At 63.2% G+C, this 22,960-nt stretch carries 20 protein-coding genes; 9 read left to right on the top strand and 11 right to left on the bottom strand.

The annotated features are described in order from the left end of the window. Positions 1-75: 75 nt before the first annotated feature. Together KXR72_RS06095 and KXR72_RS06100 are read right to left on the bottom strand one after the other, a co-directional pair. A complete protein-coding gene (locus KXR72_RS06095) occupies positions 76-519 on the bottom strand; it encodes an HIT family protein (RefSeq protein WP_437420180.1) in 444 nt (147 codons plus the stop codon). A gap of 80 nt (positions 520-599) precedes the next feature. Further along, positions 600-1,037 carry a DUF6306 domain-containing protein gene (locus KXR72_RS06100; protein WP_437420181.1) on the bottom strand — a complete coding sequence of 146 codons (438 nt, stop codon included), beginning with the start codon at positions 1,035-1,037 and terminating at the stop codon, positions 600-602. A gap of 345 nt (positions 1,038-1,382) precedes the next feature. Here KXR72_RS06100 and ccoN point away from each other — a divergent pair, with 345 nt between their 5' ends. The 3 genes from ccoN to KXR72_RS06115 all read left to right on the top strand — a co-directional run bounded on the left by ccoN (position 1,383) and on the right by KXR72_RS06115 (position 3,878). Further along, the gene (gene ccoN, locus KXR72_RS06105; protein ID WP_437420182.1) at positions 1,383-2,831 is read left to right on the top strand and encodes a cytochrome-c oxidase, cbb3-type subunit I; all 1,449 of its coding nucleotides are present in this window, start codon (positions 1,383-1,385) and stop codon (positions 2,829-2,831) included. 3 nt (positions 2,832-2,834) lie between these two features. Continuing rightward, positions 2,835-3,050, top strand: a complete 216-nt coding sequence (locus KXR72_RS06110; protein ID WP_437420183.1) for a hypothetical protein — start codon at positions 2,835-2,837, stop codon at positions 3,048-3,050. Positions 3,051-3,173: 123 nt separating this feature from the next. Then, positions 3,174-3,878, top strand: a complete 705-nt coding sequence (locus KXR72_RS06115; RefSeq protein WP_437420184.1) for a glutathione S-transferase N-terminal domain-containing protein — start codon at positions 3,174-3,176, stop codon at positions 3,876-3,878. Positions 3,879-3,882: 4 nt separating this feature from the next. Here KXR72_RS06115 and KXR72_RS06120 read toward each other — a convergent pair whose 3' ends face one another. The 3 genes from KXR72_RS06120 to KXR72_RS06130 form a co-directional block, all read right to left on the bottom strand. Beyond that, positions 3,883-4,611, bottom strand: a complete 729-nt coding sequence (locus KXR72_RS06120; protein ID WP_437420185.1) for an anti-sigma factor — start codon at positions 4,609-4,611, stop codon at positions 3,883-3,885. Beyond that, a complete protein-coding gene (locus KXR72_RS06125; RefSeq protein WP_437420186.1) occupies positions 4,608-5,168 on the bottom strand; it encodes a sigma-70 family RNA polymerase sigma factor in 561 nt (186 codons plus the stop codon). The genes KXR72_RS06120 and KXR72_RS06125 overlap by 4 nt, the downstream gene beginning before the upstream one ends. A gap of 112 nt (positions 5,169-5,280) precedes the next feature. Continuing rightward, positions 5,281-5,811: a DUF3455 domain-containing protein gene (locus tag KXR72_RS06130; protein ID WP_437420187.1), complete on the bottom strand. Its 531-nt coding sequence runs from the start codon at positions 5,809-5,811 to the stop codon at positions 5,281-5,283. A gap of 290 nt (positions 5,812-6,101) precedes the next feature. Here KXR72_RS06130 and KXR72_RS06135 point away from each other — a divergent pair, with 290 nt between their 5' ends. After that, positions 6,102-6,527, top strand: a complete 426-nt coding sequence (locus tag KXR72_RS06135) for a VOC family protein (protein ID WP_437420188.1) — start codon at positions 6,102-6,104, stop codon at positions 6,525-6,527. A 216-nt stretch (positions 6,528-6,743) separates the two neighbouring features. Continuing rightward, a complete protein-coding gene (locus KXR72_RS06140) occupies positions 6,744-7,907 on the top strand; it encodes a DUF1624 domain-containing protein (RefSeq protein ID WP_437420189.1) in 1,164 nt (387 codons plus the stop codon). Between the two features lie 25 nt (positions 7,908-7,932). Here KXR72_RS06140 and KXR72_RS06145 read toward each other — a convergent pair whose 3' ends face one another. The 3 genes from KXR72_RS06145 to KXR72_RS06155 all read right to left on the bottom strand — a co-directional run bounded on the left by KXR72_RS06145 (position 7,933) and on the right by KXR72_RS06155 (position 9,755). Then, a complete protein-coding gene (locus tag KXR72_RS06145) occupies positions 7,933-8,109 on the bottom strand; it encodes a hypothetical protein (RefSeq protein ID WP_437420190.1) in 177 nt (58 codons plus the stop codon). 69 nt (positions 8,110-8,178) lie between these two features. Beyond that, complete coding sequence (locus tag KXR72_RS06150) at positions 8,179-8,916, bottom strand: Mut7-C RNAse domain-containing protein (protein WP_437420191.1); 738 nt, start codon at positions 8,914-8,916, stop codon at positions 8,179-8,181. Positions 8,917-8,972: 56 nt separating this feature from the next. After that, positions 8,973-9,755, bottom strand: a complete 783-nt coding sequence (locus KXR72_RS06155; RefSeq protein ID WP_437420192.1) for a sulfite exporter TauE/SafE family protein — start codon at positions 9,753-9,755, stop codon at positions 8,973-8,975. A gap of 216 nt (positions 9,756-9,971) precedes the next feature. Between KXR72_RS06155 and KXR72_RS06160 the strand changes: the two genes are divergently transcribed. The 3 genes from KXR72_RS06160 (at position 9,972) to KXR72_RS06170 (ending at position 12,528) form a co-directional block, all read left to right on the top strand. Continuing rightward, entirely contained in the window at positions 9,972-10,931 is a 960-nt protein-coding gene (locus KXR72_RS06160) for a ribonuclease Z (protein WP_437420193.1), read from the top strand. 67 nt (positions 10,932-10,998) lie between these two features. Next, on the top strand, positions 10,999-11,571 hold the full coding sequence (locus KXR72_RS06165; protein ID WP_437420194.1) for a cytochrome b: 573 nt from the start codon (positions 10,999-11,001) through the stop codon (positions 11,569-11,571). 306 nt (positions 11,572-11,877) lie between these two features. Then, complete coding sequence (locus KXR72_RS06170) at positions 11,878-12,528, top strand: DUF4198 domain-containing protein (RefSeq protein WP_437420195.1); 651 nt, start codon at positions 11,878-11,880, stop codon at positions 12,526-12,528. A 311-nt stretch (positions 12,529-12,839) separates the two neighbouring features. Here KXR72_RS06170 and hrpA read toward each other — a convergent pair whose 3' ends face one another. Further along, positions 12,840-16,952, bottom strand: a complete 4,113-nt coding sequence (hrpA, locus tag KXR72_RS06175; RefSeq protein ID WP_437420196.1) for an ATP-dependent RNA helicase HrpA — start codon at positions 16,950-16,952, stop codon at positions 12,840-12,842. A gap of 113 nt (positions 16,953-17,065) precedes the next feature. Beyond that, positions 17,066-18,676 carry a M28 family metallopeptidase gene (locus KXR72_RS06180; RefSeq protein WP_437420197.1) on the bottom strand — a complete coding sequence of 537 codons (1,611 nt, stop codon included), beginning with the start codon at positions 18,674-18,676 and terminating at the stop codon, positions 17,066-17,068. 374 nt (positions 18,677-19,050) lie between these two features. On the opposite strand from KXR72_RS06180, the gene KXR72_RS06185 reads away from it, so the two are divergent. Beyond that, the gene (locus KXR72_RS06185; protein ID WP_437420198.1) at positions 19,051-21,006 is read left to right on the top strand and encodes a methyl-accepting chemotaxis protein; all 1,956 of its coding nucleotides are present in this window, start codon (positions 19,051-19,053) and stop codon (positions 21,004-21,006) included. An 80-nt stretch (positions 21,007-21,086) separates the two neighbouring features. On the opposite strand, the gene fadD1 is transcribed toward KXR72_RS06185, so the two are convergent. Beyond that, positions 21,087-22,775, bottom strand: coding sequence for a long-chain-fatty-acid--CoA ligase FadD1 (fadD1, locus tag KXR72_RS06190; protein WP_437420199.1), 1,689 nt, complete (start codon positions 22,773-22,775; stop codon positions 21,087-21,089). Positions 22,776-22,960: the final 185 nt, after the last annotated feature.

Below are 22,960 nucleotides of genomic sequence, written 5' to 3' on the forward strand. Positions count from 1 at the left end.
GCCTGCAGGGTACGAAGCGCTCAGGCCAGCACGAATAGTACTTTGGTGCCTGCCGCTTGCTGCGATGGTCGCGGTTCAGGCCTGCCCGGCGATGCGCTCGATTAGACGCGCCTGCAGTTGCTCCAGCGCTTGCGGGTCGGCCTTGCCCGAGGCGTGCGCGCCCAACCCCTGGTCCGAATACCGCGGCACGATATGCACATGGATGTGAAACACCGTTTGCCCGGCGGGCGTGCCGTTGAATTGGGCGATCTGCACGCCATCGGGCTGCAGTTCATCGACGATGACACGCGTTAGCCGCTGCACCACCGTCATGACCTTGCTCAGCGCCTCGGTGTCGACGTCGAGGATGTTACAGGCCGCTGAGCGCTTGGGAATGACCAAGGTATGCCCGTAAGACTGTGGAAAGAGATCGAGAAACGCCAGGACGTCTTCGTCCTCGTAGAGCTTGTAGCAGGGCGCATCGCCGCGAATGATCTGGGCGAAAATGTTCTGCGGATCGTAAGGCGTAGTCAGCGACACGGGGACTCTCCAAGGCAGGCGGAAAGCCCCGACCATAACGGGAACGGCCGCCCGCGCCAAGGATGCTGAAGCCGCGGGGTTTAGCGCAGGGCGTCGGCCTGGGCGGCGTAGTCTTCGCTGTTGATTTCGTGTGTCCGCAACACGGCTTCGAGCTCGTCGCGGATCGGCGCATGGGTGACCTGCTCGAGCAGCGCTTCAAGCTTGCGGATGACCCACTTCTGCCCACGGTCCACCAGCGCCAGCCGCTCGCCGATATCCGGAATGGCCATGCACTTTTCGTAGAAGGCGCCCCGCTCATGACCCGGCTCCACGTCGAGCAATTGCAGGCAATTGCGCAGGCGCCGGCAGCTATCCGCCTCGCCACGGTGTACCTGCGCCAGCACGCTACGCTGCACATCGCTCGTGGCTTCGTCGAGGCTGGCGCTGGCGACCAGCGCGCCCGCTCGCTCGGCGCTGAGCAGTTCGTCCAGCGCTTCGACCAGTTGCTGCCGCTCCATACCCAAGCTCTGTGACGTCATATCGACTCTCCTCTGCCATGCGCGCCGGGAGGCGCCTCGCCCTAATCCTAGTGGCGCGGCGCAGCGATGCGGAAATGAAAGTTAGTGCCGCCCAACAGCAATGTTTTTGATTTCAACCAGCTGGATGAGTCGCCGTATTGCGGCGATTGCCGGCTTCCCGCAACACTTGAATAAATTTTATTGCACTTAAAGGCCATTATTATTCCTTTGCAACAACTCAAGCAGCTCACCAAACTGTTTCACGCTCCGCTTTGTGTTGCACCCCCGATCGCCTCGAGAGCTTCGAACAGGCCATGCGATCTGGCGGGTGCACGCCTTTCTTCCTTGCGTGCAACGAGTGACTTCATGCCTGACGTGATTCCAGCCGGCGCCGCCGGCGAGCGCTACAACTACCACATCGTCCGCCAATTCACCCTGATGACCCTGACATGGGGCATCCTCGGGATGGGCCTGGGCGTGTTCATCGCGGCCCAGCTCGTCTGGCCGCAGCTGAATTTCGACCTGCCCTGGACCAGCTTCGGGCGCATTCGGCCTTTGCACACCAATCTCGTGATCTTCGCTTTCGGCGGCAACGCGCTGCTGGCCACGTCGTTATATGTGGTACAGCGCACCAGCCGTGTGCGGCTCATTTCCGATGGGGTGGCGCGTTTCGTCTTCTGGGGTTGGCAGGCGGTGATCGTCGCGATGCTGGTCAGCTATCCGCTGGGCATCACCACATCGAAGGAATATGCCGAGATGGAGTGGCCCATCGCGCTTTGGCTGACGCTCGTCTGGATCGCTTACATGTGGTTGTTCTTCGGCACTATCGCGCGCCGCCGCGTCAGCCATGTGTACGTCGGTAACTGGTTCTACGGCGCCTTCGTCATTGTCACGGCGATGGTCCATGTGATCAATCACATGCTGGTGCCGGTGACCTGGTACAAGTCCTACCCGCTGTATTCCGGCGCCACCGATGCGATGGTGCAGTGGTGGTATGGGCATAGCGTGGTCGGCTTCATCCTGTCGGTGGGCTTCCTGGGGATGATGTATTACTTCGTGCCGAAGCAGGCCGAGCGACCTATCTACTCCTATCGCCTTTCGATCGTGCATTTCTGGGCGATCATCTCGATCTACATTTGGGCCGGCCCACACCACCTGCACTACACCGCCCTGCCGGAGTGGGCGCAAAGTCTCGGTATGGTGATGTCTATCATCCTGTTGGCGCCGAGCTGGGGTGGCATGATCAACGGCATGATGACCCTCTCCGGTGCCTGGCATAAGCTGCGCACCGACCCGATCCTGCGCTTCCTGGTGGTGTCACTGGCCTTCTACGGCATGTCGACCTTCGAAGGGCCGATGATGGCGATCAAGACGGTCAACGCCCTGTCGCACTACACCGATTGGACTATCGGCCATGTGCATGCCGGCGCCCTCGGCTGGGTGGCGATGATCAGCATCGGTACGCTGTATCACATGATTCCCAAACTCTGGGGACGCGAGCAGATGCACAGCGTCGGCCTGATCAATGCACACTTCTGGCTGAGCACCATCGGCACCGTGCTCTACATCGCATCGATGTGGGTCAACGGCATCACTCAAGGCCTGATGTGGCGGGCGATCAACGAAGACGGCACTCTGACCTACTCGTTCGTCGAAGCGCTCGAAGCCAGTCATCCAGGCTATCTCGTGCGCCTGACCGGCGGTGGACTGTTCGCCTTCGGCATGCTGCTGATGGCCTACAACACCTGGCGCACCGTGCGCGCTGTCCAATCCGCTGAGGACGCGCCGATTCCTAACCTGGCAAAGGCGGGTTGAACCATGGGACTGCTGATCTGCCTTACCGTCATCTGCGTGTCCGGAGGCCTACTGAGCCTGACCAGGCTGGACGACCGCGCCGCTGAGCAGAGCGCGTTACTGCCCTTTGCTGACGACCCCGACGCGGCGCGGCGTGTAGCCGCCGAGACAGGGTTGGTCTGCGAGCGTGTCGTGCGCCCTGCTGAACAGCCGGAACCACCCTTCTCATTCAGAGCCTGATGCGTACGTGCCTTCACGAATACATCCCAGCTAGACTCGGGCAGGTGTGCCTGCCGCGCCACTTCCGCGGTTACCGCTTCGAAGGCAGAACGCACACCCAACCGACCCCATCGGAGATTGTTCATGCATGACCTGTCCAGCTTCGCCATCACCCAGAAATGGCCCGCTAGCTATCCTGACCGCCTGCAGCTCTACTCGCTGCCAACGCCGAACGGCGTGAAGGTATCGATCATGCTGGAAGAAGTCGGCCTGCCGTACGAGCCGCATTTGGTGAGCTTCGAGACTCAAGACCAGCTGTCCGACGAATTTCTCTCGCTGAATCCGAACAACAAGATCCCTGCCATTCTCGACCCCGACGGGCCGGGTGGCGAACCTCTGGCACTGTTCGAGTCGGGCGCGATCCTGCTCTACCTGGCGGAGAAGACGGGCCAGCTCATCCCAGATGATGCTGCCGCTCGCTACGAAACGATCCAGTGGTTGATGTTCCAGATGGGCGGCATCGGCCCGATGTTCGGCCAGCTCGGCTTCTTCCACAAATTTGCCGGCAAGGACTATGAGGACAAACGGCCACGCGACCGCTACCTCGCCGAAACCCAGCGCCTGCTCGGCGTGCTGGAAAAGCGCCTCGAAGGCCGCGATTGGCTCATGGGCGGGCGCTACAGCATCGCCGATATCGCCACCTTCCCCTGGGTGCGCAATCTGGTCGGTTTCTACGAGGCACGCGAGCTGGTCGAGTTCGAGCGCTTCGTCAACGTACAGCGGGTATTGGATGCCTTCGTCGCACGACCCGCGGTGGCCAAGGGATTGAACATTCCAGCTCGCGGCTGAGCCGTCAGATCACCTTTGCCGCCCGCCCGATGAACTGGATCGGCCCGGTCGGCAGACCGGTCGGTGAGCCGGTGGGCTGTTCCAGCGTCAGTTCGAACAGCTGGTTGGGCTGCAACGGCGGCAGATCGTCGAGCCGAATCCTTACCGGCTCACCCGGCTTGACCAGCCCGAGGGAGACAGGTGCCTGCCAGCCTTCGGCCTTGGTCCAGAGCTGCAGGGCTTTATCCGGCGGCAACTCGGTGACGCCCAACGGAATCAGCTCGATCTCCTGCGTTCGATTGCTGGCCTGCACCACCCAACCCGGTGACAGGTCCTGCGGGGCAGCGAGCACCACGAGCCAGGTCGGCGAGGGGTCTGGCGGAATGCGCGTCACCAGCAAGGCCCCAAGTACCAACGTAGCGGCCATGCCAGCCGCAGCAAAACCGCGCCACAACGACAAGCTGTCCCACCAGCTCGACCGGCGCGCTGGTGCTACCGGAACAGCCTGACGATTCGCTTCGTCCAGGGTGCGTTGAATGCGATTCCACAAACGCGGCGAAGGTGTCTCTGGTTCGACCAGGTCGGTCAGGTGATGCAGCCGCGCCTCCCAGTAGTCGACCGCTGCTTGCAGTTTAGGCTCGACGGCCAGGCGCGTTTCGACCGCCTCACGGTCTACCGCATCGAGGGTGCCAAGCACATATTCACCGGCAAGCTCGTGCAGGGTCTCGTGCGAATCATTGGGTTCGTTGTTCATCCGATGCACTCACGAAGGGCGGTCAGGCTGCGGCGGATCCAGGCTTTCACCGTGCCCAGTGGCGCACCCAGGCGCTGGGCAATTTCCTGATGCGAATAGCCGTCGACGTAAGCGTGAAACACGCAATTGCGGCGCACCGGTTCGAGTTGTTCGAGACAGGCTTCGATCCTGCCGGGGTTTACCCGCCAATCGAAGGCGTCGGTCTGTTCTTGCCAGCCATCGAGGGCTGTGTGCTCGATGTCGCCCTCCTCGTCCGGTTCCATCTGGACGTGGCGGGCATTGTTGCGTACTGCGTTCAAGGCCAGATGGCGGGTCAGGCTAAAAATCCAGCCGCGGGCCGAGCCACGCGTCTGATCGTATGTCCCGGCCTTGTTCCAGATGCGGATGAAGGCGTCATGGACGATGTCTTCAGCCAGGGCCAGGTCGCGCACGATGCGCTGCACTACGCCGAGCAGGCGCGGGCTCTCCTGCTCGTAAAGATGCTGCAGCGCTGAGCGATCGCCACGCGCGCAGGCGCGCAGTGCCGCTTCGTAATCGAACAAGGGGGATTGCGACACGGAATCTGCCATTGGCTGGTTATCGACACCCCCGGCGCATGCATGCCGGGGAGTCAGAGCATAGAGGCGATCAGCGCTCATATCGAGCAGCTTTTCACCCGCTGCGCTTTACTCACTTGCTCGCCCAGAACAGATAGTCGGCCTGGTAATCGACGACCTGACGCTCGCCCTCGTTGGCCGCTGCGCACGCCTTTTCCGGCGCTACGCCGCCCTTGGTCGCCACACGCTGGATGTAGGTCACGCCGGTCATCGCGCCCTTGCCTTCAGCGGGATTGGCCTTGACCAACTGGTGCGGGATGTTGCCCTCGCCAGCCGGCGCGACAGCGACCTGAGTCCCGGTCACCTTGGAGCCATCCATCGATTCCCATGTGGCGGGCGGGCCGTAATAGGTGCCGACCTGCTTGCCGCTGCGGTCGTTGAGCGCTGCCTTGGGCCCCATGAATACCCACGCCATCTGACCGGGCATGTCCGTCTTGGCTTGGCACTCGTAAGTGATCTGGCCGACGCCGACCGTCTCCATCGCGACCCTGTGCCCGTCCGGTACGCGCACGGCTTCAGGTACGTTCATTTGAGCGAAGGCGCTGGCAGAGCATCCGAGGGCCAGTGTCAGACCGGTCAGGCAGAGAATATTTTTCGCGTCCATTTTTGTGTCTCCGGGTAGTGATCGGGTTGAGCGGCGAGGTGGCCGCTACCGGTACTACCCGCCAGACGCCGGAACGGATGCACGGTGTATGAAAAAAATTTGGGACGCCGAATCCTCTACAAACAAGTCGGTGAAACCCCGAGCGCTCCGACGGGCAATGTCGATCCGCACCCACCGCATTCGACTAGCGATTGGACGGAACCCGTGCCGCCACCGCACTACCGGCGGGAATCCTCTCCGCAGGCTATACAGACAAGGCCTAACCTCACCTCACGCTCAAGGAGCCCTGCATGAAAATCACCCCTTACCTTACGTTCGATGGCCAGGCGCGCGACGCCTTTACGTTCTACCAGCACGTGCTGGGCGGTGATCTGGAAATGATGACCTTTGCCCAGGCGCCGGAGTCAGAGCATTTCCCGGCCGAACACCGCGAACGGATCATGCACGTGTGCCTGACGCTCGGTGACGTCCGGCTGATGGCCTCGGACACCATGCCGGGCGATCCGGCCTGTGGCGGCGGGTCGTACGAAGGCATCAAGGGCTGCTCCATCTCATTGCATCCCGAAACCATCGCCGAGAGCGAACGTGTATTCGACGGCCTCGCTGCGGGCGGCCAGGTCATCATGCCGTTGGAGAAAACGTTCTGGGCCGAACGCTTCGGCATGCTGGTCGACCGCTTTGGCGTGTCGTGGATGGTCAACTGCGAGCCGACGTAAAGCGTTCCTCCAACGACGTCGCCATGACCTGGCTGAGCGGGTCATGGGTCAGTTGCGTGGCTGGGCAACGCCTGGCCACGCGCTCGGGATCGATGCAGCCGCCAAGCGCGCAGCCACGCTCTGTTGGTCGCCGGGCCGCTTTTGTTATAACGTATCGCGCCCAACGCGTTGCGCCACTCCGTGCGCACGTCCCGCAAGCCCCGCTTCGAGTGATCCATGCCCGCCCCAGCTGCTACAACGCCCTCCGCGACACGTCTGCAATCCATCGACGCGCTTCGCGGGCTGGTCATCCTGTTCATGTTGCTCGACCACGTTCGCGAAACCTTTCTGCTGCACATGCAGGTACCCGACCCGATGGACGTCAGCGTCACCGAGCCGGCACTGTTCTTCAGCCGGACCCTGGCGCACCTCTGTGCCCCGGTGTTCATCTTTCTCACCGGGCTCTCTGCCTTTCTCTACGGCGAGAAGCAAACCGGGCGCGCCGCAGTGTCGAGCTTTTTGCTCAAGCGGGGGCTGTTTCTCGTGGTGCTGGAGTTCACGCTGGTGAATTTCGCCTGGACGTTTCAATTTCCGCCAGGCGTCATCTACCTGCAGGTGATCTGGGCGATTGGCTTGAGCATGCTTGCCCTCGCCGCATTGCTCTGGCTGCCTCGGCCAATGCTCGCAACGCTTGGTCTGGTGATCATCGCCGGCCACAACCTGCTCGACCCCCTGCAGTTCGCCGAGGAATCGGCCCTGCATGTGCCATGGGCGATCCTGCATGACCGAGGGTGGATCGAACTGTCCGATAACCTGCGTCTGCGCACCTCCTATCCGCTGTTGCCCTGGATCGGAGTGATTGCGCTGGGCTATGCCGCCGGCCCCTGGTTCGCTCGAGGCACCGATTCGGTCCAGCGTCAGCACTATCTGGTGAATGCCGGCCTCGCCGCATTACTGGCATTCGTCGCCCTGCGACTGGTCAATGGCTATGGCGAGCAGCCCTGGAGTGGCGGCGAGGATGGCCTGCGCACGCTGATGAGTCTGCTCAATATCACCAAGTACCCGCCCTCGTTGCTGTTCCTCTGCCTCACGCTCGGTTGCGGCTTGTTGCTGTTAAGGGCCTTCGAGCGCAGTCAGGCACAGCGCTGGATACGCCCGCTCACCGTCTTAGGCGCAGCCCCGATGTTTTTCTATCTGCTTCACCTGTACGTGCTGAAGCTGCTGTACATCGCCGCGGTGGCGGTCTGGGGCCTTAATCGTGGTACGCACTTCGGCTTCGACGCGGTGTGGCCGCTGTGGATCAGCACCCTGATACTGGCGGTGGTGCTCTTCCCGGCGGTGCGCTGGTTCGCCGAGTTGAAGGCGCGGCGGCGGGATATCGGCTGGCTTAAATACCTCTAGCCAACCGAACCAGGCCGCGCGTCATTCAGCGCACCCGCCCGCTTGCGCCGAGTACCGCGAGGAACAAGCCCGGCAGTAAGAAGCCAGGCGCCATCCAAACGAAGGTTTCCGCCTCGGTCGAAAGACCGATGGCGACGCATGCCAGGCCCGTGGCGAGCATCGGTACGGCGGACATCAGGTAGGGATATCTGCGTGAGCGCATGCCGAAGGCTCCGGTGAGCAGCGGTCGATAGTACCCAGACCCGACGTGGCCCCTGGTGGTTCGGCTCGCTCAGGTGCTATTCGTCAGGGTCGCGAGCATCGCCCGCATGTCTTGCCAGTGCGAGCCCTCCCAGAACAGCCCGCCGCAACCATCGCAGCCCTGAAAGCGGTCATGCCGCTGCCGTACACGCTCGGGCAAGCGCGCCCACACCTGCTGCTTGTCCACGGCGTGCAGCGGCCGATTACAGGCCAGGCACAGGCTGAAGGGCGCCATGTGCGTGGCCAGGTCCAACCGAGAGTAGAGTTCGCGAAACTGATCGGCCGGCCGCTGCGCATGCACGTAGCAACCGTAGCGGACCACGCGGCGCATCAGCAGCGCACGGTCACGGGTCAGCAGGATGCGCCCTTCGCGATTGGCCTGGTCGGCCATCGCGGCATCTTCGAAGCCGTTGTCGTAGAGCGTATCGAAGCCGGCCATACGCAGCAGCCGCGCCAGCCCACCGAGGTGGGCGTCGGCCACGAAACGGGGTTGCCCGTCCGGCCTTGGCGGCTGAAACACGCCGAGGTCCAGTCGCTCGAAGCGCGGATAGACAGCGACGCGGTCGCCGTCTTCTATTAGCCGCTCGAGCCCGACTGGCTCACCGTCGATCAGCACCAGGGCCACCTCGGTGTGCGGCACGCCGAGGGCTTCGATCATATGTTTGGTGGTGGCGTCGCGGGCGCAGCGGCAATGCAGAGCCTGGCCGCGGCGCTCGGCGGGAAGGAAGGCGTTCAGCCTTGCATAGAAGCGGAATGTTGCGTGCGTCATCGGGCAGCCTGACCGCCGCGCCGCCGCGCGGCATGTCTGCTCCTGTAGGGCCTTGATCAGATCAATTTATAGCCGATCGTGGCGAGCATGATCGCCAGGCAAGGGCGCAGCACGGCATCCGGGACACGCCCTGAGAGGTTGCTGCCCAGGTAGATACCCGGCAGCGAGCCGATCAGCAGGTAGGTCAGAATGGTCCAGTCCATGTTGCCCATGCTGGCGTGGCCGAGGCCGGCAACCAGTGTCAGCGGCACGGCGTGTGCGATTTCGGTGCCCACTAGGCGCCTGGTCGCGAGCAAGGGATAGAGGAAGAACAGCGCCACTGTTCCCAGGGCGCCGGCGCCAATCGAGGTCAGGGTCACCACTGCCCCAAGGATGACACCCACCGCCACCGTCAGCGCATTCAGGCCGCGCGGCGAGAGGCGCGGTGTCGGCCCGGAGAGCCGCGCGGCGAACGCAAGCAAGCGCTTCTTGAACAGCACCGCCGCGGCCGTCAGCACCAACACCACGCCCAGCGACTGCTTGATGATGGCGTTCAGGGTCTCCTGGTCCGAATGCAAACCCTTGAGCAGCCAGAGCGTCAGCGCGGCGGCCGGCACGCTGCCGAGGGCCAGCCAGCCAGTGATCGACCAATCGATGTTGCGGTTCTTCTGATGCACCCAGACGCCGCCCGCCTTGGTGATCGCTGCGTAGAGCAAGTCGGTGCCGACTGCCGCCGCCGGATTGACACCGAACCAGAGCAGGATCGGCGTCATCAACGAACCGCCGCCTACGCCGGTCATGCCGACGATGAAGCCCACCAGCAGGCCCGCCACTACAAAGCCGAGAACAGTTATTTCCATCGCGCACACCACCTGAAGGCCGCTAGGGCCATGTCGATGACGCGCAGCATAACGGGATCGACTAGCAATCCTTAATATAAGTTCGTGCTTTCTTAGTACCGAAAAGATATATGCGATCCCGATTCCGCCTGACGCCTTGCTTACCCAGAACCTGAGTTGCAGACAGGACGGCGAGGCAGGACCATGCTGGCATTCGATCGACACGGGAATACATACGTGGATCTGCTTTTTCTCGGTACCTCGTCCGGCACCCCTACGCGGGCACGCAACGTCAGTGGCGTCGCGCTGCTCGAAGGCAGCGGCAAGGGCTGGTATCTCGTCGACTGTGGCGAAGCGACGCAGCATCAATTGCTGCGCACGCCATTGACGCTGCATGGCCTGCGAGCGATCTGCATCACCCACGTGCACGGCGATCACTGTTATGGCCTGCCCGGCCTGCTCGCCAGCGCAGGGATGGCACGCCGGGAGGCGCCGCTGGACATCATCGCGCCTGCCGCTATCGAGGGCTGGGTGCGCGCCACGCTCGAGATGAGCCTGAGCGGTTTGCCGTACGAGCTGCGCTTTCACGCCACCGAGACCTTTCAGGGCTGGCGCAACGCCCAGGTGATCGTGTCGGCTGCTTCACTGTCCCACCGCGTGCCGAGCTGGGGCTTCAGCTTCACCGAGGCACGCCCCGACCCGCGGCTCGACATCGAGCGGCTGGAGCGCGACGGCATCCCCCGAGGTCCGCTATGGGGCCAGCTGGCGCGTGGCCTAGACGTGATTCACGAGGGAGCGACGCTGCACAGCGAGGCTTACCTGCAGCCGACGCGCACGCCGCGTCGCGTAGTGATCGCCGGCGACAACGACTGCCCGGCGCTGCTGAGCGATGCCTGCCAGGGCGCGCACGTTCTGGTGCATGAGGCAACGTACACCCAGGCCATCGCCGAAGCCGGCAAGGCCGAATTCGGCCACAGCACGGCCGCCCAGGTGGCCCGCTTCGCGGAGCAACTCGCGCTGCCGAACTTGGTGCTCACGCATTTCAGCGCGCGTTATCAGAGCTCTCCCGGGCGAGGCCTGTCGATCGAAGACATCCGGGCCGAGGCCAACCGTTATTACGCCGGGAATTTGATCCTGGCCGAAGACATGCTGCGGCTGCACCTCGACGTGAACGGCAAACTGAACGTCGCAAGCTGACGATGGCGTTGAAGGCCCGTCCTAGAGCGGATAGGCTTCACCCAAACCATTACCTGAGGCACCCCTGATGAGCGCCCACAAAAGGCAACTGCACGACAGCCCGGCTCGCTACGGCACACTGAGCCGATTCTTCCATTGGAGCATGGCCGCGATCCTTGCCTGGCAATTCGCGACGGCACTGGCTCACCTGCTGCTCGAAGACACGGCCATCGAGGGCTTTCTCTGGGGCACCCATAAAGTTGTCGGCCTGCTATTGATCGGGCTCGTGGTGTTACGTGGGCTTTGGTCGCTCTACAACCGGGGCCACCGCCCCGCCTCGCTCAGCGCCATGGCTACACTCGGCCACCTGGCACTGTATGCGCTGATGCTCATCGTCCCGGCCATTGGCCTGCTGCGCCAATACGGCTCGGGCCGGGCATTCGAGCCGTTCGGCATTCCACTGATGGCCGGCTTCGACAACGGCCCCATCGACTGGATGACCGCGCCTGGCGTGCTGCATAGCTGGCTGGGCTGGCTTCTGCTAGTACTAGTGGTCGGCCATGTGGCTATGGTCGTAGCCCATCGCCGTCGCCCTAACGATGAGGATGTTCTGGCGCGGATGCTGGGTAATCGGCAGGCAGCGCCGGCCCGCTCGAAATAGCTTCTGAAGCTGACCGATGCGCAAACGAGCATAGCCAAGCCACTCCGCCCGACGGGAATCGAGCAGTGTCCTCTCCGTTCCCGTCGAAACATGGGCATTCAAATATCTCTAAATCGAGATATATTCTCGTTTACAAGGCATTCTCAGGAACTTAGTCTTCCGGTCGATGCTGCAAGCCAGGCGCCTGGCCGTGCGGTGCATTCCAGGCTGCACGCCGCTTCGTCAGCATCCCGTTCGCGCCGTGAGGGGCGGCCCGCCCTCCACCGGCCACTCGGCTCAACCCGACTCATCAAACAAGGAACGACCATGCTCAAGCCCCTTGCCTGTGCCCTGCTTCTCGGCGCAATCGCCCTGCCCGCTTCTGCTCACGAACTCTGGCTCGAGCGCGACGGCAACGGCCCCGTCAAGCTCTACCTCGGCGAACCGGACCAAGATGTACTCGAGCGCGGCGAGACCATCGCAGCACTCGCCCCTACCACCCGGCTGCTCGGCGGCCAGTCGGCAGGCTCGGCCCCGCTCAGCGTGCATGACGATCATCTGGAAGCCCGCCTCGACGGAACCGGTGATGTACGCGCCATCAATGATCAGGTCTGGGAGCCTTGGAAGAACGACCAGGGCGGCATGACGGCTGCCCTGATGCATGCCCGCCATGGCCGCACCGAAACCAAGCCGGGCATGGATTTCGAATTGGTGCCAGTGGAAGCGGGCGCCGACCGCTTCACTCTGCTGTTCAAGGGTGAGCCCGTAGCGCAAAACGACGTCATGCTGATCACGCCGGACAACCAGGCCAAGGAACTCAAGACCGACGCCAACGGCCAGGTCGCGGTGCCGGTCGGCGGCGCTGGCCGCTATATCGTCGCAAGCGGCCATGAGGCGCCGGCCAACGGACAAAAGGTCGCTGGCAAGGCCGTCGATAGGCTGTATTACGGCACTACCACAACCTTCGACGTTCAGTAACACGGCCCGCCTGAAGCCGATACATGGCATGCGCACAGTGGGCGACCCCGCGCGGTTGCCCATCGCCCAGCGCCGAAGCCTTTTTCATTAGGATCCATAGGAGCGGACGCTGCCGGCCCCCTTTCATCGCAGCGGCCCAGGCTGCAGGTAGAAATTACTCCCACACCGGGTATCTCGTGCCCGGCCCCGCTCTTTGGTAGGCGCCAGCTTGCTGGCGAACCGCTGAACGCCGGCGCGCTGATCTAAAGCAAGCTCGCTGGCGAACCGCGGTCACGGCCCGATTTGGCGCGATACGTCGCGTTCAGCGTGGATCAAACCTCGACTTCGCTCCACTGCTTGTTCAAACGCTTGTCTGACACGGGCATCTTCGTGCCCAGTTGCTGCGCCCATAGCGAGACGCGGTATTCCTCGAGCATCCAGCGGTACTGCGAGAGCTGCGGATCGCGCTTGCCTTCCTGCGCATGTTTGGCGACACGGGCCTGATACTTCTCCCAGTAACCCGCGATTTCGCCCGTCCACACGCGGTCGCGCTGCAGCTGCCCACCCACCTTGTCCAGGCGTTGTTCGATCGCTTTGAGGTAGCGCGGGTATTCCTTCAGCCACTCGGTTGGCGTGTCGCGGACGAAGCCGGGGTAGATCAGGTTCGCCAGTTGCGCCTTGATGTCGTTCAGCGCGACCGCCTGAGCGAGGTCGATCTTGCCCTTGAAGCGCTTCTGCAAGGCCTGACGCAGCTTGAGGATGTCCAACACCCGGCGCGCCAATCGTTCGGCGTGCTCCGTCCATCCGCCGCGCTTCTGCTCAGCCAGCGAGGCCAGCGCGGCGCCCTCACGCGGCAGCGGCAAGACGCCTGCAAGAATGGCCTCGTCGAGGCTGGCCAGCAGAATGTCTTCGATCAGCGCATCGGGTTTGCCCATGTCGCGGTACAGCAGGCTGAGGTCGGTGAGCCCCGGCAGTTTGTTGCGCAGGAACTTGGCTTGCTCGGCCAGTTGCTGAAGCAATAGACGCTGTAGGGCACGGCGATGCTGATAATCCGCTTCCGCCTGGGTCGGGAAGCGCCCTTCCTTCACAACCCCACCCTCGTCGACGAGCGCCGGATAGACCGTTATGGCTAGGCCGGCGACCTTCTGCTGAGTTTTCTCCGGCACTGCCTCGAAGGCGCGCGCTTCGACCGGCGTGTCCGCCTCAGCCTTTTTCTGCGGCACGGCCAACGCCGCCTGGCTCGCCTCGGCGAAGCGCGCAGTCAACGTCGCCAGATCGCGACCCTCACCCAGGTACTTGCCGTTGGCGTCGACCACCTCGATGTTCATCTGCAGATGCCGGTCCAGCCCGGCGACTGCCTCTGGCCAGGCCTCATCCGGTATCCGTGCACCGGTCATGCGCTGCAGTTCGCGGCCTAGCGCCTCGAAGAGCGAACCCTGGGCGAAGGTGATCTTGGAAAGCGCGGCGCTAACGAAATCGGGCACAGGCACGAAATTCTTGCGGATGGCCTTCGGCAAACCGCGTATCAGCGCCACGGCCTTGGCCTCGATCAGCCCAGGCACCAACCAGTCGAGCCGATCTCGCGGCAGTTGCGGCAACAGCGGCGCCGGCACGCGCAGCGTCACGCCATCACGCTCACTGCCCGGTTCGAAGTCATAGCTGAGTGGCAGCTGGAGTTCGCCAAGCTGCAGGACGTCCGGATATTGCGCGGCGGTGACCTCCCGCGCGTCGCGGGCCAGCACATCTTCCTCGCGCATGATCAGCAGCTGCGGGTCCTTGGCGCCCTCGCGCTTGTACCAGCTGTCGAAACTGGCGGTCTGGTAGATGTCCGCCGGGATGCGTGCATCGTAGAAGCCGAACAAGGTTTCTTCGTCAGCAATGATGTCGCGCCGGCGGGCCTTCGCTTCCAGCTCGTCTAGCCGCTCCAGCAATTGCCGATTGGCCGTCAGCGCACGGGCGCGGCTGCTGATGTCGCCACGCACCAGCCCTTCACGAATCAGCAGCTCGCGAGACAGCGCCGGTTCGATCGGCCCGTAGTGCACCGGGCGGCGCCCAACGATGATCATGCCGTACAGGGTGACCTGCTCGAAGGCCACGACCTGCCCGCGCTTCTTTTCCCAGTGCGCTTCGAAGTGATTGTTCTTGATCAGATGCTTGGCCAGCGGCTCGATCCAGTCCGGTTCGATTTTGGCGACCATGCGCGCGAACAGTTTGGTGGTTTCCACCAATTCAGCCGCCATCACCCAGCTAGGCTTCTTCCGGCCAATGACGCTCGACGGATGAATCCAGAAACGCCGCTGGCGAGCACCGAGGTAGTCGCCGTCCTCGGTCTTGCTGCCGATCTGGCTGAGCAGGCCAGCCAGGATAGCCTTGTGCACGGCCGCGTAGCTCTTCGCACGCACCGCTGCCTCGCTGGCCTCGGCTTGCTGGGCGAGTTTGGCGTTGACGCGTTTGTCGGTGGTGCGCACGGGCTGGGCGTCGGCCCCGGCCTGACGCGTGGAAACGCCTTCGGCGTTTTCCACTCTACGATTTCCGCGCGCCCCAGGCTTTTCGTGGAGTGGATGGCCGGAGCCATCCACTGCCCGGCCCGCGCCGAGTTTCAGCTCGCGCACGATCAGCGTGAGCTGACGATGCGCGTCGCGCCACTCTCGTAGGCGAAGGTAGTTGAGGAAATGTTTTCGGCACCAGGTCCGCAGCGCATTGGAGCCGAGGGCCTGGCGCTGTTCTTCAAAACCGCGCCAGAGGTTGATCAGCGCGGCGAAGTCGGAGTCCGGGTCCTTCCATTGCGCGTGCGCCTGGTCGGCCTGGGTTTGGCGGTCGGCCGGTCGTTCGCGCACGTCCTGTACGGACAATGCGCTGGCGACGATCAGCACCTCTTGCATGCTGCCGAGGTTGGCCGCCTCGAGGAGCATTCGCCCCAACCGCGGGTCGATGGGCAGGCGCGCCAGCTGGCGGCCGAGCGGCGTCAGCTGGTTCTCGCGGTTGACCGCCGAGAGCTCCTGCAACAGGTTGAAGCCGTCGCTGATGGCTTTGCCGTCCGGCGGCTCGATAAAGGGGAAATCCTCGATCTGGCCAAGGCGCAGGTGCAGCATTTGCAGGATGACCGCCGCCAGGTTGGTGCGCAGGATTTCCGGGTCGGTGAATTCCGGCCTGCCGAGAAAATCCTCCTCGCTATACAGACGAATACAGATCCCGGACTCTACCCGCCCGCAACGGCCCTTGCGCTGGTTGGCACTGGCCTGGGCAATGGCCTCGATAGGCAGCCGCTGCACCTTGGCGCGGTAGCTGTAGCGGCTGATGCGCGCGGTACCCGAGTCGATCACATAGCGGATCCCCGGCACGGTAAGCGAAGTCTCGGCCACGTTGGTGGCCAGCACGATCTTGCGACCCGGCATCGGGCGGAAGATTTTCTGCTGCTCGGCCGGGGTCAGCCGTGCGTACAGTGGCAGCACCTCGGTGTGCCGCAGGTTGGCTTTGCGCAGCACCTCGGCGGCGTCACGGATTTCACGTTCACCGGGCAGGAACACCAGCACGTCGCCGGGCCGCTGGCCGACCTGTTTTTCATGCGCCTCGATCTCGCCCAGCGCGGCGAGGATGCCTTGGTCGACGGTGAGGTCGTCCTCGACCCGGTTACCGTCTTCGTCGGTCTCGGCGGCCAGGGGCCGGTACCAGACGTCGACCGGATAGGAGCGACCGGACACCTCGACGATGGGCGCGTTATCGAAGTGCTTGCTGAAGCGATCCAGATCGATGGTCGCCGAGGTGATGATCACCTTCAGGTCCGGCCGGCGCGGCAGCAGAGTCTTTAGATAGCCGAGCAGGAAGTCGATATTGAGGCTGCGCTCGTGCGCCTCGTCGACGATGATCGTGTCGTACTTTTCCAGAAAGCGGTCGTGCTGCGTCTCGGCCAGCAGAATGCCGTCGGTCATCAGCTTGACCAGCGTGCCGTCCTGGCTGTGGTCTTCGAAACGCACCTGATAGCCGACCAGTTCGCCCAGCGGTGTGCCGATTTCCTCCGCCACCCGCGTCGCCACGCTGCGCGCGGCCAGGCGCCGCGGCTGGGTATGGCCGATCAGCCCGTGCACGCCGCGGCCGATTTCCAGGCAGATCTTTGGCAATTGAGTGGTCTTGCCCGAGCCGGTTTCACCAGCCAGCACCAGCACCTGGTGCTTCGCCAGTGCAGCCTTGATTTCGTCGCGCTTGGCAGCGATCGGCAGCTGGTCGTCGTAGCGCATCACCGGCACGCTCTGGCGCCGCGCTTCGACCTTGGCGGCGGAGGCCTCGAAGCGTTCGATCCAGCGCGCTAGGCCATCGCCCTCAATCGGCGCGCTACCCGCTTTCTTTCGCAGATCATGCAGCTGGCGGCGCAGGCGATGGCGGTCGGCGAACATCACCTGGTCGAGGTTGTTCAGGAGTTGCTCAGGGGCAGGCGTTGCGTCAGTCATGGACAGCCGTGGGCAGATTCGAGAAGGGCGCGATTGTCGCAGATTTGCCCGGCTGGCCGCAGGAAAAGGGAACGGTGGGACCGCGCCGGCGAACCGGTGCGGTGGTCAAGCGGTTACCGGATCCAGTGACCCCAGCGTGATTTTTCCTGCACGCTCTGGATACGCATCGCACCAATGCTCTGCTCGGCGGCCGCTGCGATTTGGTCGTCGATCACCTTGGTCGACAACGACAGCCAGCTGGTTGCGAAGGCCAGCGCATCGCCGTGAAGCTCGAGCGCCTCGGTGTCGATGTTGCTCAGGTCATCGCACTCACTGTGGTAGCACGGATCGAACGACTCTCCGGCCGTGCCGCCATAGCGCTGCGCCTGCTCGACTGTCTTCACGTCTTCCGCGCCGGTGAACAGCCCACCAAAGGCGATGCCGTCATCGAAGAACTGCGCGTAGTCGGAACGGAAGTCTATCTCGGTGCCTTCCGAGGGCGCGTTGCGCAGCTGGAAGTACGAGCGGAACAGCCGTTCGATTGCACCGGAACCGGGTGGGCCCTGAAGGCCGAAATCGGAGCCGTCGCCGTCGTAGATGAAGTTGGCATAGTTCGGCGAGCCGATCATGTCGACATTCAGGTACGCCTTGATCTGCGCCTTCTCCTCCTCGGGAAGCTGATTAACGTAATAAGTCGAACCGACCAGTCCCGATTCCTCTGCGCCCCACCAGGCAAAGCGCACCTTGTTCAGTGGATGTGCCTTGCTCATCAAGGTCGCCATCTCGAGCAGGGCCGCACTGCCGGAGCCGTTGTCGTTGATGCCGGGGCCTTCGAACACCGAATCCAGATGCGCACCAACCATGACGACGTTGTCCGGGTTGCCGCGCCGCGTCTCGGCCAGCACGTTGTAGGTTTCGGTTCGCTCGCGAACCACATCGACATTCATGCTCAGCTGCAAACCTTCGGTGCCGGCCCATTCAACGCCGTTAGCGTAGGTGCTGAACATCACCGGGATGCCGCCTTCGTAATCCTCGCCCAGCGTCGCGACGAGTAATCCGGTGCGGTCCTCGGTGTCGGTATCGCCCTGGTTGAAGATGATCGCACCGGCCGCACCTGCGGCTGCGGCGTTGGTGGCCTTCTGCCCGAAGGTGCAGCTACCGCGCTGGATCAAGGCGATTGCACCAGCGGGGAAGCCAGCGAAGTCGTCCATCTCGCAGCCGCTGGTGGAGGCATTGCCCACGCCCAGCGCAAGGTCGACCGGCACCACCGGCGCGGTTACGTTGCCCGGATCGGTCTGATCGGCATAAGCGAAATCTTCCTCCCAGGTGTACTGCACCGGCTGGGGGGCAACGGCTGCCAGCGAGCCCGGCCCCTCGGGATAGAAGGCAAGGAATGGAAAGGTCTGTATGCGAACTTGGTAGCCGGCACGCTCGAGCGTGCTGCGTACGTAGTCGACCGAGGCTTGGTAGCCGGGCTGACCGGAAGCACGGTTACCGTTGTTCAGCGAAGCGATGTCCTGCAGGTTTTGCAGGTGCGTCATGACGTTACTGGCCTGCATGCAGCGCGGCAGGCCCAGCGGCGTGCCGACCAGCAGCGGCGACTGGCAGACGCGGGGATTAGGTTTGCCAGGGCTCCAGTAATCGTTGAACGCCTCGACCTCTGCGTTGGGTGCAGCCAAGGCTGCGGTGGAAGCCAGTACAGCGAAAGAAGCAACTACCCGACGTGCATTGTTTTTCTTGTGCATGGGTAACTCATCCTTGCAACGAGATTGATGGGCAGGCCGCGAAATGGCATGCGCCATCGTCCCCTACGGCATCAAGCGGACGCGGCCATGCGGGGGTAGACCGGTGCGCCTGAAGAAGCGTTCGGCTCCATCCGACGAGCGCACCGGCCGTTGGTCCGGTCGCCGGCAGTGGCAAAAGAATGGCACCGAAAGCGGGCTGAAAGCTTTTCATGCATGAATGCGCGCGCCGCGAATGCCGGTATGTACGTCTGTCGGCCCGGCTCAAGGCCGCAGGAGTTGCGCCGATATTCGCGCTACCAGCCTTGCTGTTCTTGCCTGCACCGCCCTACCCATAAGAGACGGGCGCGACCACCGTCCCGCCCAGGAGTACACGAATGTTTGGAACCCGTTCCGGTATTGCCGGCCAGTTGGGCCTGGCGCTATCCGGCGTGCTTGCGGTGGTCATCGCCGGGAGTAGCCTGTTCGCGCTGCGCTCGCTCGGCGAGTCGACCGAACTCGCTCATCGCCAGCACCTGGCCAGCGAGGCACAACTGCTCGCGGGCCAGCTCGCCAGCTTTCACCAGACCCTGCGCACCAGCACCCAGCGCCTGGCCACACTGTTCGAGCGGCGCTTCGCCTCGGGCCTGACGCTCGGCCCGGCGACGGACGGGACGGCACCTTCGCTGTACCTGAACGGCGAGCGCCTGAACGGCGACTTCACCCTGGTCGATGAATTCACCAACTTGACCGGTGGCGCCGCAACGGTCTTCGTGCGCACTGGCGATGACTTCTTGCGCGTTACGACGTCGGTGAAAAAAGAAGACGGCTCACGCGCCATCGGCACCCTGCTCGATCGCAAGCATCCGGGCTATGCTCCCCTGATCAATGGGCAGCCTTACGTGGGCCGCGCGACCCTGTTCGGCCGCCAGTACATGAACCAGTACACCCCGGTTCGCGATGGCAGCGGGCAGGTCATCGCCGTGCTGTACGTCGGCTTCGACTACACCAAGGAACAGCAAGACCAGTTCAAGACCCTCTCCGAGTTCCGCATTGGCACAGGCGGCTCGCTGGCTGTTCGTGACGATGTCACCGGCTGGCTGGTGAAGCCCGCCGGTGCCGCCACCCTGGACGCGCTAGACGCGCTGATTGCCAAGGCCGAACCGAATCAGCCGTTGACCTGGAACGACGGCGACGCGCAGTTCGTGAGCCTCTCGGCGCCCGTCCAGCAGGAGACCCTGCATGTGGCGGCCACCCTGCCTCAGGAAGAAATCGATGCGCTGATCTGGCGCGTCGGCACGCAACTGGCGTTGGGCAGCCTGCTCGCACTGCTGCTCGCGGTGGCCGCGACCATCGTCCTGTTGCGCCATCGCCTGCGCCCGCTTGGCCGCCTGGTCGAACAGGCCCGCGCCTTTGGCGAAGGTAACCTGAAGGTGCGCGTGCCGGTGGTGCGCCAGGATGAAATCGGTGCGCTCTCGGCAACGTTCAACCAAATGGCCGAATCGCTCTCGGGTACCGTTGCCAAGGTCCGCAGCTCCTCGACCGACGTCACCCAGCGAGCCGACCAACTCAACACGCTGGCGACCGGCACCGAGCAGCGTTCGGCCGAGCAGGCGACCCAGCTCGACTCGATGGTCAGCGCGGTAGAACAGTTCAGCGCCACCGCTGGGGATATTGCCAACGGCATGCAGCGCACCGAGCAACTGACGGTAGAAAACGTCGGCCTTACTCGCCAGGGCGCCGACTCGATGCGTTCGGCCGCCGGCGCACTGGAGCAGATCGCCCGTTCGCTGTCGTCCACGGGCGAGGTCATCAACGGCCTCGGTGAGCGCTCGCAGCAGATCGGCGGCATCGTGGGTGTCATCAGCGGCATCGCCGAGCAGACCAACCTGCTGGCCCTCAACGCAGCCATCGAGGCCGCACGTGCCGGCGAACAGGGCCGCGGGTTCGCCGTGGTAGCCGATGAGGTCCGCAGCCTGGCGGCTCGCACCAGCCAGGCCACGCGTGAAATCACCGAGGTGATCCAGTCGGTCCAGGACGAAACCAACCGCGCAATGACCTCCATCGACGAAGGCAACCGCCTGATGGAGCAGGGACTAGCGCTCAACGGTAAGGTCGCCGCAACCCTCGATGACATTCAGACGCACACAGCGCAGACGCTCGATCAGTTCGCCGATATCGCGCGAGCCACCAGCGAGCAGAGCGCTACTGCCTCGGTGCTCAGCCAGAACCTGCACACCGTCGCGCAGGACAACCAGTCCCGCCGTAAGGCCGGTGCCGAACTGGCCAACACCGCGCATCAACTGAAGAGCCTGGCCGACGCGCTCGAGCGCGAGGTCAATCACTTCAGCTAAGCCCAGCAACGGGTCTGAAGCGAGAGCCAGAAACGACGAACCCCGCCAGATCGGCCGGGTTCGAGTGAGCGACAGAAGCCTTACTTCTTGCCCAGTTTGCGCAACTCTTCGTCACGCAATTCGCGGCGCAGTATCTTGCCGACGTTGGTGGTAGGCAGGCTGTCACGGAACTCGACGGTCTTGGGCCGCTTGTAGCCGGTGACGTTGTCATGCATGTGTTGCATGACCTGTTCCTTGGTCAGGCTTTCGCCTGGCTTGACGACCACGAACAGCTTGATCGCCTCGCCCGACTTGTCGTCCGGCACTCCGATCGCCGCGCATTGCAGCACGCCCGGCAACGTGGCAAGCACGTCCTCGAGCTCGTTCGGGTACACGTTGAAGCCGGACACCAGGATCATGTCCTTCTTTCGATCGACGATGCGCAGGTAGCCGTCTTCCTGGATAAGACCAATGTCACCTGTCTTCAACCAGCCATCGGCGTCGAGGATTTCGTCGGTGGCCTCCTGGCGCTGCCAGTAGCCTTTCATGACTTGCGGGCCCTTGACGCAAAGTTCACCGATCGCCCCTACCGGCAGGTCGTTGCCTTCGTCGTCGATCACTTTGCACGACGTCGATGGCATAGGAATGCCGATGGTGCCGATCTGGATGCCGCCGAAAGGATTCACCGACACCACTGGGCTGGTTTCCGTCATACCGAAGCCTTCGCAGATTTCGCAGCCCGTAACCTGCCGCCAACGCTCGGCCGCTGCCAGCTGCAGCGCCATACCACCGGAGAAGGTGGCCTTCAGCGCGGAAAAGTCGAGCTTGCGGAAGTCTTCGTTGTTGCACAGCGCGACGAACAAGGTGTTGAGACCGACGAAGCCGGTAAAACGGTACTTGCCCAGGTCCTTGACGAAGGTCGGCAGGTCGCGCGGGTTGGTAATCAGCACGTTGTGCGCGCCGATCAGCATCATGGTCATGCAATGGAAGGTGAACGCGTAGATGTGATAAAGCGGCAGCGGCGCGACCATGGTTTCGCAGCCGTCGCCCAGTTCGGCGCCCATCAGCGCGCGGCACTGCAACATGTTGGCGACGATATTGCGATGGGTCAGCATTGCGCCCTTGGCCACACCAGTGGTGCCGCCGGTGTATTGCAGCACCGCGACGTCATCACGCGCTGGGTTAGCTTCGCGCAACGCCTTTCCGCGGCCGAGCGCCATCGCCTCGGTGAACTTCACCGCCTTGGGCAAGCTGTAGGCGGGCACCATTTTTTTCACATGCTTGACCACCGCATTGACCAGCATGCGCTTGAGCGCCGGCAGCATGTCGCCGACTTCGGTAATCACCACATGCCGAATGCCGGTGCGGGGCAGGACGTCCTCGGCCAGGTGCGCCATGTTCGCGAGACACACGAGCGCCTTGGCGCCGGAATCGTTGAACTGATGCTCCATCTCCCGCGCGGTGTAGAGCGGGTTGGTGTTGACCACGATGAGCCCGGCGCGCATGGCACCGAACACGACGATGGGGTACTGGATCAGGTTGGGCAGCTGCACGGCAATACGATCGCCAGGCTGCAGGTCGGTGTGCTGTTGCAGGTAGGCCGCGAATGCCCCGGAAAGCTCGTAGAGCTCGCCATAGGTCAGGGTCTTGCCGAGGTTGCTGAAGGCCGGCTTGTCTGCGAAACGCTCACAGGACTGTTTGAGCACTGCCTGGATGTTCTGGTACTCATCGGGATTGATCTCGCTACTGACCCCGACAGGATATTTATCCTTCCAGAAGTTATCGGTCATGAAACCCCACTCCTAAGCGACAGCTTTACCGCACATCGCAGCTGTTTTGTTGTGTTTTGTTAATTTTTGTAGCGCAATCCCGCCAAAAAGCGGTTCGAGGTTAGCAGTTTTGAAACTAGCCGAACAGTGTCCAGGCAGGCACAGATCGGCACAAAAGTGACCGCTTACGTTAAAGCGGTCACGCT

Origin of the sequence: Stutzerimonas chloritidismutans, from assembly GCF_051486945.1 — a bacterium.
Lineage (GTDB): Bacteria > Pseudomonadota > Gammaproteobacteria > Pseudomonadales > Pseudomonadaceae > Stutzerimonas > Stutzerimonas chloritidismutans_B.

Coding starts and splice junctions, on each gene's coding strand:
- KXR72_RS06115 (WP_437420184.1), top strand. CDS start 3,174: ATGCATGACCTGTCCAGCTTCGCCATCACCCAGAAATGGCCCGCTAGC.
- KXR72_RS06120 (WP_437420185.1), bottom strand. CDS start 4,611: ATGAACAACGAACCCAATGATTCGCACGAGACCCTGCACGAGCTTGCC.
- fadD1 (WP_437420199.1), bottom strand. CDS start 22,775: ATGACCGATAACTTCTGGAAGGATAAATATCCTGTCGGGGTCAGTAGC.
- KXR72_RS06145 (WP_437420190.1), bottom strand. CDS start 8,109: ATGCGCTCACGCAGATATCCCTACCTGATGTCCGCCGTACCGATGCTC.
- KXR72_RS06185 (WP_437420198.1), top strand. CDS start 19,051: ATGTTTGGAACCCGTTCCGGTATTGCCGGCCAGTTGGGCCTGGCGCTA.
- KXR72_RS06140 (WP_437420189.1), top strand. CDS start 6,744: ATGCCCGCCCCAGCTGCTACAACGCCCTCCGCGACACGTCTGCAATCC.
- KXR72_RS06150 (WP_437420191.1), bottom strand. CDS start 8,916: ATGACGCACGCAACATTCCGCTTCTATGCAAGGCTGAACGCCTTCCTT.
- KXR72_RS06170 (WP_437420195.1), top strand. CDS start 11,878: ATGCTCAAGCCCCTTGCCTGTGCCCTGCTTCTCGGCGCAATCGCCCTG.
- ccoN (WP_437420182.1), top strand. CDS start 1,383: ATGCCTGACGTGATTCCAGCCGGCGCCGCCGGCGAGCGCTACAACTAC.
- hrpA (WP_437420196.1), bottom strand. CDS start 16,952: ATGACTGACGCAACGCCTGCCCCTGAGCAACTCCTGAACAACCTCGAC.
- KXR72_RS06155 (WP_437420192.1), bottom strand. CDS start 9,755: ATGGAAATAACTGTTCTCGGCTTTGTAGTGGCGGGCCTGCTGGTGGGC.
- KXR72_RS06130 (WP_437420187.1), bottom strand. CDS start 5,811: ATGGACGCGAAAAATATTCTCTGCCTGACCGGTCTGACACTGGCCCTC.
- KXR72_RS06180 (WP_437420197.1), bottom strand. CDS start 18,676: ATGCACAAGAAAAACAATGCACGTCGGGTAGTTGCTTCTTTCGCTGTA.
- KXR72_RS06165 (WP_437420194.1), top strand. CDS start 10,999: ATGAGCGCCCACAAAAGGCAACTGCACGACAGCCCGGCTCGCTACGGC.
- KXR72_RS06100 (WP_437420181.1), bottom strand. CDS start 1,037: ATGACGTCACAGAGCTTGGGTATGGAGCGGCAGCAACTGGTCGAAGCG.
- KXR72_RS06110 (WP_437420183.1), top strand. CDS start 2,835: ATGGGACTGCTGATCTGCCTTACCGTCATCTGCGTGTCCGGAGGCCTA.
- KXR72_RS06135 (WP_437420188.1), top strand. CDS start 6,102: ATGAAAATCACCCCTTACCTTACGTTCGATGGCCAGGCGCGCGACGCC.